Below are 12,254 nucleotides of genomic sequence, written 5' to 3' on the forward strand. Positions count from 1 at the left end.
AAGTCGGATTTTGGGGGAGCATGGTTTCTCGATTTGGGGTCGGAAAAAATGCCGATATGTTGATTAGTTATATTACGAAGTATGCTTTAGTTTGGATTACAATTCTATAATAAATGAACGATTGTTGATAACTTTTTATTTTGTGAAAAAAACCTAAAAGGTCTTTTTTCGATGAAATGCACAATATTCGGTCATCTGCTAAATTTCTCCGCTGAACAACACCCTCGAAAGTTAGTATTTTGATTTACTTTCACAAAAATTTATCAACACTTTTATGGATAAAAAGTCCATCGCCGTAGTGGCCTTCGCCCTATTTTCCCTTTTTTTTGGCGCGGGCAATCTAATCTTGCCGCCCCAGCTCGGTTTTAAAGCCGGTAATTTATGGTGGTTGGTCGCTCTGGGATTCAGTCTTTCTGCAGTTCTCATTCCCATTTTAGGAATATTGGCACACTCTCGGTTGCAAGGCACCATGTTTGATTTTGCCGATAAGGTGTCTCCCACCTTTAGTTTGGTCTACTGTTATATCGTGTATGCCATTTCCATTGCACTTCCCTCGCCCCGTACTGCATCGGTGACCCATGAAATGGCTGTTGAGCCCCTTTGGGATACTTCTTCGTTGGTAACCAGTTTGATCTACTTTACTTTGGTCTATATCTTCGTGATCAATCGCTCCAAGATTTTGGACGTTATTGGAAAGTTTCTCACCCCGGCCATTTTATTGGTCTTGGTCTTGGTCATCGGAATTGCCTCGGCAACTCTTGATTTTTCCTTTGGGGCAACGTCATTTGCCAGTCCTTTTTCCCATGCCATCTTAGAAGGTTACCAAACCTTCGATGCTATAGGTGCTGTTGTTGTTGGGGGTGTTATCATTATTTCCATTAATCTGAAACATAAAGACGCTAGTTACGAGGCCAAGAAATCTTTGATTGCCAAAGCAGGGATCTTTGCCGGGCTCGGACTCTTTTTGGTCTACACCGGTTTAATGCTGACGGGGGCTCTTTTTCAAAATGATTTTGAAGCCGGTATTACACGAACGGCTTTGTTGAGAGGCATTAGTTTGGAAACTTTGGGCAATGTCACCAATGGATTTTTGACCGTTTTGGTCAGTCTGGCTTGCTTTACAACGGCCGTAGGTATCGTCACGGGGACCGCCGATTTTGTAAAGGGTAGATTTGGTGACTCACAAAAAGCCTACATCTTCACGGCCATACTGGGCTGCGTATTGGGCGTGCTCATGGGTCAATTTAACGTGGGCTACATAATCGCCGTAGCGCTGCCCGCTTTGATGTTCATTTACCCCATTACCATTGTTTTGATATTATTGAACATCCTTCCAACGAGGTATGCAACTCCAAAAGTCTTTCGGTGGGTGGTGACAGCAACCATACTTTTTAGTGTTCCTGATTTTATGGCCAGTGTAGGATGGGGTGATGCCATTTTACCTTATGTTTCCTGGATACCTTTACAATCGTTTCATCTGGGATGGGCGCTACCGGCTCTTTTCGTTTTCTTGGTTTCAAACAATCTTGAAAGGAAACAATAATCCAAGAGTCTTTTTGCCCTTACTTAGAACCCCTCCTCTTTTTATTGTAATAATAAATGGCATAGGCAATACCAACCAAAAGGACAAAAGGCAAGTAACTACCAATCACCACTCCTATTTCGTAGGCGCTGTCTGGGGCCTCTTCCATCTTCTTTTCAATGTCGGGCTGTTGCCAGAAAATGAGAAGTAAATTTTTCATCGATTCATCAATTCTTCAATTTCTTCCACCTCAATGGGTATACTACGCATCAAGTTAAAAGGCTCTCCATTTTCTTGAATCACCACATCGTCCTCAATGCGTATCCCCATCCCTTCATCGGGAATGTAAATTCCCGGTTCAACCGTAAATACCATATTGGGTTTCATGGGGGTTTTTAAAGCTCCGTAATCATGGGTGTCCAATCCAATATGGTGGCTGGTGCCATGCATGAAGTACTTTTTATAGGCCAGCCAGTTTTTGTCCTCATTTTGCACATCGGCCTTGTCCAACAGACCAAGGCCCAATAGTTCGGATGTCATGATCTTGCCCACCTCCTTGTGGTATTCGGCCCAAAGCGTTCCTGGCACCAACATTTGGGTGGCTTCATTTTTAACACGCAGCACTGCATTGTAGACTTCTTTTTGTCGGTCCGTGAACTTTCCATTGGCTGGAATAGTCCGTGTCATATCACTGGAGTAATTGGCATATTCGGCACCAACATCCATCAAAATCAGGTCCCCGTCCTGTACTTGCTGATTGTTCTCGATGTAGTGAAGTACATTGGCACTATTGCCCGAAGCGATAATAGGAGTGTAGGCAAATCCTTTGGACCGATTTCTTATAAATTCGCTCAGGTATTCAGCTTCCATTTCAAATTCCCATACTCCCGGTTTTGTGAATTCCAAAATTCTTCGGAAGCCCTTTTCGGTAATTTCACAGGCCCGTTGCATCAATTCGATTTCCTCAGGTTCTTTTACGCCGCGAATCTCTTGTAAAATAGGATTGCTCTTGGCCCAGTTGTGTGCTGGAAAGTCTTTTTTGCATTTCGCGATAAACCGATCCTCGCGGGTTTGGGTCTCTACCGCCTGACGGTAGTGCTCATTAGTGTTGAAGTAAATCGTATCGGCCTCGGTCATTAAGTCAAAAAAGACCTTGTCAAAATCCGTTAACCAATACACGGTTTTGATCCCGGAAACCTTTGTGGCTTGTTCCTTGGTCAACTTGGCTCCTTCCCAAACCGCAATGTGTGCATTGGTCTCCCGAACAAATAGAATTTCTTTGTGTTTTTCGTCCATGGCATCCGGAAAAAGCAACAAGATGGTTTCTTCCTGATCCGCCCCGCTCAAATAAAAAATATCGCGGTGCTGTTGAAAGGGCATAGTGCTATCGGCACTTATGGGATAAATATCATTGGAGTTGAAAACAGCAATACTTTTGGGCCTCATTTGAGCCATAAACTTCTTCCGGTTTTTAATGAAGAGCTCGTTGCTTATGGATAGGTACTTCATGATGCAAAAATCGATTTCTCCAAATGTAGCCAATTGCGATACCGAAGACAAATTCATACCTTCCATCTCCAAACCAAAAACTGACTAAATGAGATTCCTCGCTCTTTCTATCTTCTTTCTGCTTTTTCAAATTTCAATAGCCCAACAATCGGCCACACAAGGCGATAAGGTTATGTCTGCTTTGGAAGAAAAATCTAATATGGGCCAGACCTCCTTGGTGAAGAACATCCCTATAAAAAACATAGGTCCTTCAGTCATGAGTGGACGCGTGGTGGACTTGGATGTCAACCCTGACAATCCCACCGAATTTTATGTGGCCTACGCCTCAGGTGGATTATGGCATACCCAAAACAATGGGATTTCCTTTACTCCTATTTTGGACAATTCGGACACCCAGAATATTGGAGACATTGCCGTGGACTGGACCAATGGAACCATTTGGGTGGGAACTGGTGAGAACAACTCATCCCGTTCCTCCTATGCCGGAATTGGAATGCTAAAATCTCCGGACAAAGGAAAAACATGGCAAAACATGGGCTTGCCTGATTCCCATCACATAGGCCGAATTGTAATCAACCCCAACAATCCGAATGAAGTTGTAGTTGGAGTGACCGGCCACCTATATTCCCCAAATGAAGAACGCGGGATTTACAAAACTTTGGATGGTGGAAATACATGGCAAAGAACCCTGTTTGTCAACAATGCCACAGGAATCATTGACGTGGCCCATGCCCCAAACAACTTCAATATCCAATATGCAGCAGCATGGCAGAAAGATAGAAAGGCTTGGAATTTTACCGGAAATGGTTCCGGTTCGGGCATCTACAAAAGTACCGATGGTGGAAACTCTTGGAAACTCATTTCAACTCCTGAAAGTGGCTTCCCAACGGGAGAGGGTGTGGGCAGAATTGGATTGGCAGTTTTTGATGATTCAACGGTTTATGCCGTTCATGATAGTCAATTCCGAAGAGAGAAAAAAGAAAAGGAAAAAAAGGACGAATTGACCAAGGAAGATTTCAAATCCATGGACAGGGCTTCTTTTTTGGCTTTGGATGATAAACAACTGAACGATTATTTAAAGACCAATGGGTTTCAGGAAAAGTATCGTGCCGAAAACGTCAAACAGATGGTTCGTAGTGGTGCTATTCAGCCTGTTGACTTGGCCAAATATTTGGAAAATGCCAATTCCCTGCTTTTTGACACTCCAGTTATCGGTGCTGAGGTATATCGAAGTGATGATGCTGGGGCCACTTGGCAAAAAATGAATCAGGACTACATCAATGACCTTTTTTATAGCTACGGATATTATTTTGCCCAGATTCGGGTAGACCCCAATAACAAAAATCGTATTTATCTGGCGGGGGTACCCTTAATCAAATCGGAAGATGGTGGAAAAACATACACTTCCATCAGCAAAGAAAATGTGCATGCCGATCATCATGCCCTTTGGATAAATCCGAAACAATCGGGCCACCTCATCAACGGCAACGATGGCGGGGTCAATATTACTTATGATGATGGGGCACACTGGATGAAGAACAACTCACCAAAAGTCGGTCAATTTTATGCTATCAATATAGATCATGAAAAGCCTTACCATGTATACGGAGGGCTTCAAGATAATGGAGTTTGGAAAGGCGCCCATACCAATGTGGAAGACAGTCGCTGGCACCAAACCGGTAAAAATCCATGGGAGATGATCATGGGTGGTGATGGTATGCAGGTGCAAATCGACAATCGCAACTCCAATATAGTCTACACCGGATTTCAGTTTGGCAATTATTACCGCCTCAATTTGGAAAATGGAAAGCGCAAGTACATCCAACCCAAGCACGAACTTGGGGAATCTCCATACCGGTTCAATTGGCAAACGCCCATTTTGCTTTCAAAGCACAACCAAGATATTCTGTATTTGGGTGGGAATAAATTACACCGTTCCCTGAATCAAGGAGATGATTGGGAAGCTATTTCGGGTGATTTGACCCAAGGAGGCAAAAAAGGAAATGTCGCCTATGGTACCTTAACCACAATTTCAGAATCACCTTTTAAATTTGGGTTGTTATTTGTGGGTAGTGATGACGGCTTGGTCCACATATCTAAAAATGGGGGTGGAAGTTGGGAAAACATTTCCAGTTCACTACCCAAGAATTTGTGGGTGAGCGAAGTTGCGGCATCCCAACATCAGAAGGAACGGGTTTATGCAACTTTGAACGGATATCGCTGGGATGATTTTACTCCTTATATATATAGGAGTGATGACCTCGGGAAAACCTGGAAGAATATTGCAGCCAATATTCCTGCCTCTCCTGTCAATGCTTTGGTCGAAGACCCGTCAAATGAAAACCTTCTTTTTGTGGGAACCGATAACGGATTGTACGTTTCATTCAATCGGGGAGAATCGTGGGAATTATTTCAGAATGGAATGCCTAATGTAGCTGTGCATGACTTGGTAATTCAACCGGAAGCCAAACACCTTTTAGTGGGTACCCATGGACGAAGCATTTACAAAGCTGACATTTTAGCTCTGCAGCAAATGACTTCTGAGGTAATGGATAAAGATTTAGTGGTCTTTGGTGTGGAAGACATCAAGCATTCCAAAAATTGGGGAAGCTCTCGAAGCACTTGGGCCAAACCTGAGACTCCAGGTTTGGATGTCAACTTCTATACTTCAACTTCCGGAACCTATTCCGCTAGTGTGAAATCTTCTGATGGAACCGAAGTAAGCTCAACTTCCATTGATGGGGATAAGGGTTTGAATATTTTATCCTATGATCTTGCTTTCTCTAAAAAAGGGAAAAGCAACTTTCTAAAGAAGAACAAGATGAAATTGGTGGAAGCCAAGAATGGGAAAACCTATCTCCCCAAAGGAAGTTATTCTATTGAGATTTCTGGCAATCGACAAGCAGAAAAAATAGAATTTAAGATTGAATAATGTATAACCCAAGTAATCAAAAAAGGCAAGTGAAAGTCATGAAGATGAACTTTACCTACTCTATTGGAACGTTGTCGGATTTCCATAATCTTTAAGAACCATGCCTCTCTCCTCTTTGATACATAGCTTTAAAAAATATTTACCTCTCAACCAAGAGGAAATTGAGGAGCTTGAAAGACGCTCGAAAATTCGTAAGATTAAACGTAGACAGTTTATTTTAAGCGAAGGTGAAGTTTGTAAACACTACACCTTTGTGATCGAAGGTTGTTTTAAGATGTACAAAGTGGACGAGACTGGAAAAGAGCATAACATTATGTTTTCGGTTGAGGAGGATTGGATTGCTGATATAGGCAGTTTTCATGATGAAGTACCGAGTCAGCTGCATGTGGAGGCCGTAGAGGCCTCGACCATTGTTCAAATCGCTAAGCCCGATCTATTGTTCTTCTACACCAATTATCCCAAGTTCGATAGAAATTTTCGAGTAATCCTGGAAAACCAATTTATCGAACTACAAAATCGACTGTTACAGACCATCAGCACCACTGCAGAAGAGCGTTACAATAGTTTTGTTTCCGATTTCCCCCATCTTCAACATCGACTTTCCAATACGCAAATTGCTTCCTACATTGGTATCACCCCAGAATTTCTGAGCAGAATCCGAAGCCAGCAACTTCGAAAATAACGCCTTACCTTAAACTAGTTTAAGATTCTTTCTTGAAAAAGGTCAAAGCCTAAGTCCTTATGATCGGTCGAACTTTGCTCGTAACAAAAAGTACGATCATGAGAAATTCAATCTTAATTTTAATAGCAGTTTTAGGCCTACAAAGCATAGTGGGTCAAAAGCAGTTGGAAGACTATAAAAAAGTACTTCCCAAAACCCTTGAACGTTCCATCAATTTCGATATAACCAAAGGATACGCGATACAAAAGGTAAAACCAAATATCTACGTTCTTACCGATGGTATATGGCAATCCGTAGCAGTAGTTACCACTCAGGGTGTGGTGCTTATAGACTCTCCTGAAAGCTTCGGAGCAAAAATTCAGGAAGCTGTTAAATCGGTATCGAATCAACCTATAACTACCTTAATCTACAGCCACGGACATTCTGATCACATCGGCGGTTCACAACATCTTTCCAATATTAAGAACTTGGAAATCATTTCACTCACAGGAACTGAGGCATTTTTACGGGAGCAAAACGACCCAAGAAGGTTGATCCCAAACAAAACGTTTGAGGGCGCTTTCATCCTTAAAAAGGGAAACACCCGTATCCACCTGAACAATCATATGAACCACCATTCGCCCGAAGGTGACCTGTTCATTTCTATACCTGAACAACAGTTTTTGATGGTCATTGATGTATTGGCACCTGATTATGTTCCTTTCAAAAATTTGGATTTAAGCAATAACATCCACGAATACCTACAAGTCTTTGATCAAATTCTAGCATACGATTTTGATGTATTCGTTGGTGGTCATTTAACTTCTCTGGGGACAAGAAAGGACGTAGAAATTACAAAGGCTTATGTGGATGATGTTCATAGCACGGTAACCCGTATACATCAAAACACCAATGCAATGGCGGTAATGTCAGCAGCGGCCGAAAAAGTAGGGTGGGACAACAAATATCTACTATTCAAAGTTTTCTTGGACAAGGTAATTGATGACAGCTATGCTGAAATTGAATTACGCTGGATCAACAAGTTGGCGGGTGTCGATGTGTGGGGAAGAAGTCATGTGTCGACCATGTTGAACTACGTAAGATGGGACGATTAAACTTATTCGAATCTAAAAACTGGAGACAATGAAAAATATGATGGCAACCATGTGTCTATCCCTGCTGTTGACTGGATGTGGCACTAATACGAACAAAAAAGAAGAACAAATTGAAAATAAAACGGATATGAAAACGGAAGAAAGTCAAAAAATTAAGAAATTATTGCTGGATTACAGGGACGCGTTGAATACCTCAGACGTCGAAAAAGTAATGTCGCTATATACTCAAAATGGTGTGTTTATGGCATCCGCGGCGCCTACCGCAGTGGGAACAGATCAGGTTAAAGGAGCCTATGAGTTTGTTTTTAGCCAAATTCAATTGAGTATTGAATTCTTTATCGATGAAATTCAAGTTTTGAATGGTTACGCAATCGCACGATCTACTTCTAAGGGATCTACGCTCATTCACGCTACAAATGAAACCGTTCCAGAAGAAAACAGAGAAATCTTTGTACTAAAACAGGAAGATGGGGATTGGAAGATAGATCGCTATATGTTCAACAAAATGCAATAGGACCGTTATGATGAAAGCCGCAGTAACCACAAAAGTAGGTGGGCCAAACGTTATTGAAATTCAAAAAGTGCCAATTCCCTCCACAAAGGAGGGTTGGGTGCTTATAAAGGTAAAAGCATTCGGTCTGAATAGGTCGGAATTGTTTACAAGGCAAGGACATTCTCCAAGTGTAACCTTTCCAAGGATCCAAGGCATTGAGTGCGTTGGACTGGTAGAGAACGATCCTTCCAACACTTTTGAAAAAGGACAACAGGTAGCAGCGATTATGGGTGAGATGGGGCGTAATTTTGATGGAGGCTATGCAGAATACACATTGGTCCCATTGGAAATTGTTTTCCCCTTTGAAAGCTGTTTGCCTTGGAGTACTTTGGGAGCTATTCCGGAAATGTTCCAAACTGTTTCGGGATCGTTATATCAAGCACTGGAAATAAAAAAGGGCGAAACTTTGTTAATTCGTGGGGGCACATCCTCTATAGGCATGCTAGCATGGCAATTGGCAAAATCCGATGGCCTTACTGTAATCTCAACCACTCGAAATCCCGAGAAGGAAAAAGTACTATTGGAGAATGGCGCTGACCATGTGGTTATAGACAATGGGCACATTTCAAGCCAAGTCAGGGAAATTTATCCTGAGGGCGTCTCGAAGGTTTTGGAATTGGTGGGAACTCAAACGTTGAAAGATTCCCTTCAATGTATCACGACCAAAGGCATGGTCTGTATGACGGGAATACTCGGAAGCGAATGGACCATGAAAGCTTTCACTCCTATGGGTGACATTCCATCCTTAGGCCGATTGACCGTTTATATGGGTGAATCCAAAAATTTGTCAAAGGAATTATTGCAGAGCTTTATTTCAAAAGTTGAGGAGGGCTCTGTAAGATTGAACATCGATTCAATTTTTACGTTGGATAATATTGTTGAAGCCCATGAATACATGGAGCAAAACTTAGCAAAGGGAAAGTTGGTGGTCGAAATCTAGAAATATGTATTTTTAGAAAAAGTATTGATGCAACTGAACCTAAGCATCCCTGCCCTGTTGTTTCCAGCCATCTCGTTGACCATGTTGGCCTATAATGCGCGCTATTTGGCCATTGCCGCTTTGATCAGGCAATTGCACAAGCAGTTCAACGAGACTGCAGATTCTCCCCTAAAACGACAAATTGATTCGCTTCGAAAGCGATTGGGCATTATTAAAAACATGCAGGCCAGTGCTATTATTAGCTTTTTGCTGTCGGCCATAACCATGTTTTTGATCTATGTGGAACTGAACGTTTGGGCCAACATTATTTTCGGCATCAGTTTGGTTTTTTTAATGATCTCATTGGTGCTTTCCCTTATTGAAGTCCAGCTTTCCACCAAAGCCTTAGGGATTCAACTGAAAAATATGGAAGAGTAATCCTACTTTAATGGAATAATCCCAGAGTTTTATCAACAAGTTGTAGGGTTTCATGCTTTGAGACCTAAGATTTGTTACTTTTGGTATCCCAATAAATTGATTTAAGCGAGTTTAAGTGATTCTTCTGCTATGCAACGGGTAAAAGAGACAGGTTTTTTTAAAAACATCAGGGAAATACGGGAGTATGAGTTCGGTGTATTCTATTTCTTTGAAAATCTGGTAATCTCTGAAATCAACGAAGGTGTTCTTTTTGGTTGGGAAATGGCCACCAAAGCTGTTGATGCCGCCTATGAAATTATTGGTAGGGAGAATCCCATTGCTTACATATCAAATAGAGTCAATAACTATTCCGTTGTTCCCACAGATTGGAGAAAATTTTATTTTAATAGGCACCAGCTTGCTTTTTATTCGGTCGTGGGCAACACGCAAGGTAGTTTCGCCAGTCTGATTCTTGAGCGAATGTTCTTTAGGAACAACATTCGGCAGTTCTCCGATTTGGAAACCGCTATTACATGGAGCTTGGCCCAAGTTGAGGAACAGAAGAAAAAAGAATCGGCCAACGACGCTTTACTTTCCGATTCGAAATAGGGCATCCCCCTGATTCACCACAGCTTGATTATTGATACTAAATATATACCCTTCATAGGGTGCTTTGATGCTTTTGCTCTTTTTAGCGTACGTATCTGTGATTACTCCTAGTTCTTCCCCTTTTGAAACTCGTTTTCCATTTACTGCTGAAGGAATAAACATGCCGGCTCTCGAAGCCCTAATCCATCGTGTTGACTCAAAATGGATGGATTTTTCTTTTCGAAAGCCATTTTCTTTGGACAACATTTTGTGCACAACCAATACGTTGGATATTCCTTGAATACCTTTTACAATGGCCTCTTCATTAAACCGCATGCTCTCCCCTGCCTCATAAACTATCGTGGGAATTCCTAATTTAAAAGTGGTTTTTCTAAAAGAACCCCCTATTAACCTGGATGCAAAACAAAAAGGGGCGTTGAATGCTTCTGCCAAAATTTTGCTGCGTTCATCAGCGGCCGTATATCGTATTTGTGGAAAATTATGTCTTTGCGAACCTCCTGTATGAAGGTCGATGCCAAAATCGATTTGTGGAAGAATTTCTGAGGTGTAGTTATAGGCAATCCGGCTCGCCAATGATCCCCTACGAGTTCCCGGAAAACTCCGATTGACATCTTTGCCATCAGGTACATCCCTTGAAAAATGTATGAAGCCAAAAATATTCAAAATCGGAACGACAATGACAGCTCCCCGTTTTATCTTGAACAAATCGTTCTGCAGCATTCGTCTCAGGGTTTCCACGCCATTGATTTCATCTCCGTGAAGCCCTGCCTGAACCAAGATAGATGGTCCTGGTTTTTTTGCATTGAAAACATGGATCGGAATATCAATTAAGGTTCCTGTAGGTAATCGTGCAATGTTGATCTTAACCTGACGATTTTCACCGGGCGCAACCGCGTCACCATTTATGGTGATGACCTTATTTTCTTTTTCTGAAGCCATTTCTTTCCACAAACTGTATAATGTGTTTGGCGACATTGACGTTGCTAGCCGCTTCTATTCCTTTTAGTCCCGGAGAGGCGTTAACCTCAATTAAAAGAGGTCCTTTTTTTGAACGTATCAAATCAACTCCGGCCACCCCAAGGCCCAAATACTTTGTCGCATTCAATGCAATGAATTGCTCTTTGCCTGTGGGTTTTATTGCTTCGGTATCAGCACCCCTATGGATATTGGACCGGAAATCATCCAACCCGCTTTTACGTTTCATGCTGGCCACCACTTTATTGCCCACCACAATAAGTCGGATGTCCTCCCCATTAGCCTCCTCAATATACTCTTGAAGCAAAATGCTGGTGTCCATTTTGTAAAAGGTGTCGATAATCGACTTCGCCGATTTTTTGCTTTCCGCAAGAATAACGCCTAAACCGTGCGTTCCCTCTTGCAGTTTGATAATGACCGGGGGGCCTCCCAACAACTTAATTTGATCTTCAATGTCATCAGGGTTTATCGAAAAAACAGTTTGTGGAATGGGAATACCCTTTCTCGCCATGATCTGCAATGTGCGCACTTTGTTTCTGGCACGTGTAATTCCTAAAGAGCGAGCTGTGCTGAAAACATCATTCATTTCAAATTGTTTCACAATGGCCGCTCCGTGCCGGGTAACTTTAGCGCCTATTCGAGGAATAATGGCGTCAAACTCATTGGTAACATTATCCTCTCCTAAATAAATCTGAGGTCTTCCGTCTCCCAGTTTCACAGAACATTTGGTGTGATCAATCAATTCCACATAATGACCGGCGTTTTGTGCTTCCTCCAAAATGCGTCGGGTGGAGTGTACATTTAAACCTACAGAAAGTATGGCAATGTCCATGGTGGAGGTATGGTTACTAGGCTTCTCCAATATCGGGTAAAAAAATAAACCGTCCAATTCTCCGCACCGTTACGGGATGCATTTCGTCGATTCATACAGTTTTAAGTACCACTTGGGAAAAACTAATTTCAAATACTTGCCCATCCACTTATTTTTAAGTTGTTAACCCCATCCCTAAAGAATTTGGCTATGTCTTGGAACCTCTTTAAT

Annotated in this window: 12 protein-coding genes; 8 read left to right on the forward strand and 4 right to left on the reverse strand. The window is 42.0% G+C overall.

Features of this window, described 5'->3' with window-relative positions; genetic code table 11:
- Window positions 1–274: 274 nt before the first annotated feature.
- On the forward strand, window positions 275–1,543 hold the full coding sequence (locus EW142_RS12385) for a branched-chain amino acid transport system II carrier protein (protein WP_130614291.1): 1,269 nt from the start codon (window positions 275–277) through the stop codon (window positions 1,541–1,543).
- Window positions 1,544–1,562: 19 nt separating this feature from the next.
- On the opposite strand, the gene EW142_RS12390 is transcribed toward EW142_RS12385, so the two are convergent.
- Together EW142_RS12390 and EW142_RS12395 are read right to left on the reverse strand one after the other, a co-directional pair.
- Window positions 1,563–1,742, reverse strand: a complete 180-nt coding sequence (locus EW142_RS12390) for a hypothetical protein (protein WP_130614293.1) — start codon at window positions 1,740–1,742, stop codon at window positions 1,563–1,565.
- A complete protein-coding gene (locus EW142_RS12395) occupies window positions 1,739–3,031 on the reverse strand; it encodes an aminopeptidase P family protein (protein WP_130614295.1) in 1,293 nt (430 codons plus the stop codon). Before EW142_RS12395 ends, EW142_RS12390 begins: the two co-directional genes overlap by 4 nt.
- Window positions 3,032–3,119: 88 nt before the next feature.
- Between EW142_RS12395 and EW142_RS12400 the strand changes: the two genes are divergently transcribed.
- The 7 genes from EW142_RS12400 to EW142_RS12430 all read left to right on the forward strand — a co-directional run bounded on the left by EW142_RS12400 (window position 3,120) and on the right by EW142_RS12430 (window position 10,237).
- Window positions 3,120–5,963 carry a beta propeller repeat protein gene (locus EW142_RS12400; protein ID WP_130614297.1) on the forward strand — a complete coding sequence of 948 codons (2,844 nt, stop codon included), beginning with the start codon at window positions 3,120–3,122 and terminating at the stop codon, window positions 5,961–5,963.
- Window positions 5,964–6,063: 100 nt separating this feature from the next.
- Window positions 6,064–6,645: a Crp/Fnr family transcriptional regulator gene (locus tag EW142_RS12405; protein ID WP_130614299.1), complete on the forward strand. Its 582-nt coding sequence runs from the start codon at window positions 6,064–6,066 to the stop codon at window positions 6,643–6,645.
- Window positions 6,646–6,743: 98 nt separating this feature from the next.
- Window positions 6,744–7,739, forward strand: coding sequence for an MBL fold metallo-hydrolase (locus EW142_RS12410; RefSeq protein WP_165395274.1), 996 nt, complete (start codon window positions 6,744–6,746; stop codon window positions 7,737–7,739).
- 28 nt (window positions 7,740–7,767) lie between these two features.
- On the forward strand, window positions 7,768–8,253 hold the full coding sequence (locus tag EW142_RS12415; protein WP_130614303.1) for a YybH family protein: 486 nt from the start codon (window positions 7,768–7,770) through the stop codon (window positions 8,251–8,253).
- A gap of 7 nt (window positions 8,254–8,260) precedes the next feature.
- Window positions 8,261–9,232 (forward strand): zinc-binding alcohol dehydrogenase family protein, encoded by a 972-nt coding sequence (locus EW142_RS12420; RefSeq protein ID WP_205783269.1) that lies wholly within the window; start codon window positions 8,261–8,263, stop codon window positions 9,230–9,232.
- A 27-nt stretch (window positions 9,233–9,259) separates the two neighbouring features.
- Window positions 9,260–9,649 (forward strand): DUF2721 domain-containing protein, encoded by a 390-nt coding sequence (locus EW142_RS12425; protein ID WP_130614305.1) that lies wholly within the window; start codon window positions 9,260–9,262, stop codon window positions 9,647–9,649.
- Window positions 9,650–9,778: 129 nt separating this feature from the next.
- Window positions 9,779–10,237 (forward strand): hypothetical protein, encoded by a 459-nt coding sequence (locus tag EW142_RS12430; protein ID WP_130614306.1) that lies wholly within the window; start codon window positions 9,779–9,781, stop codon window positions 10,235–10,237.
- Here EW142_RS12430 and EW142_RS12435 read toward each other — a convergent pair.
- Both EW142_RS12435 and EW142_RS12440 read right to left on the reverse strand, forming a co-directional pair.
- Complete coding sequence (locus EW142_RS12435; protein WP_130614308.1) at window positions 10,217–11,176, reverse strand: succinylglutamate desuccinylase/aspartoacylase family protein; 960 nt, start codon at window positions 11,174–11,176, stop codon at window positions 10,217–10,219. The two genes, EW142_RS12430 and EW142_RS12435, sit on opposite strands and share 21 nt — an antisense overlap.
- Window positions 11,154–12,044, reverse strand: coding sequence for a RimK family alpha-L-glutamate ligase (locus EW142_RS12440; protein ID WP_130614310.1), 891 nt, complete (start codon window positions 12,042–12,044; stop codon window positions 11,154–11,156). Before EW142_RS12440 ends, EW142_RS12435 begins: the two co-directional genes overlap by 23 nt.
- Window positions 12,045–12,254: the final 210 nt, after the last annotated feature.

Origin of the sequence: Flagellimonas allohymeniacidonis (genome assembly GCF_004296335.1) — a bacterium.
GTDB lineage: Bacteria > Bacteroidota > Bacteroidia > Flavobacteriales > Flavobacteriaceae > Flagellimonas > Flagellimonas allohymeniacidonis.

Coding starts and splice junctions, on each gene's coding strand:
- EW142_RS12420 (WP_205783269.1), top strand. CDS start 8,261: ATGATGAAAGCCGCAGTAACCACAAAAGTAGGTGGGCCAAACGTTATT.
- EW142_RS12410 (WP_165395274.1), top strand. CDS start 6,744: ATGAGAAATTCAATCTTAATTTTAATAGCAGTTTTAGGCCTACAAAGC.
- EW142_RS12430 (WP_130614306.1), top strand. CDS start 9,779: ATGCAACGGGTAAAAGAGACAGGTTTTTTTAAAAACATCAGGGAAATA.
- EW142_RS12400 (WP_130614297.1), top strand. CDS start 3,120: ATGAGATTCCTCGCTCTTTCTATCTTCTTTCTGCTTTTTCAAATTTCA.
- EW142_RS12435 (WP_130614308.1), bottom strand. CDS start 11,176: ATGGCTTCAGAAAAAGAAAATAAGGTCATCACCATAAATGGTGACGCG.
- EW142_RS12415 (WP_130614303.1), top strand. CDS start 7,768: ATGAAAAATATGATGGCAACCATGTGTCTATCCCTGCTGTTGACTGGA.
- EW142_RS12390 (WP_130614293.1), bottom strand. CDS start 1,742: ATGAAAAATTTACTTCTCATTTTCTGGCAACAGCCCGACATTGAAAAG.
- EW142_RS12385 (WP_130614291.1), top strand. CDS start 275: ATGGATAAAAAGTCCATCGCCGTAGTGGCCTTCGCCCTATTTTCCCTT.
- EW142_RS12405 (WP_130614299.1), top strand. CDS start 6,064: ATGCCTCTCTCCTCTTTGATACATAGCTTTAAAAAATATTTACCTCTC.
- EW142_RS12440 (WP_130614310.1), bottom strand. CDS start 12,044: ATGGACATTGCCATACTTTCTGTAGGTTTAAATGTACACTCCACCCGA.
- EW142_RS12395 (WP_130614295.1), bottom strand. CDS start 3,031: ATGAAGTACCTATCCATAAGCAACGAGCTCTTCATTAAAAACCGGAAG.
- EW142_RS12425 (WP_130614305.1), top strand. CDS start 9,260: ATGCAACTGAACCTAAGCATCCCTGCCCTGTTGTTTCCAGCCATCTCG.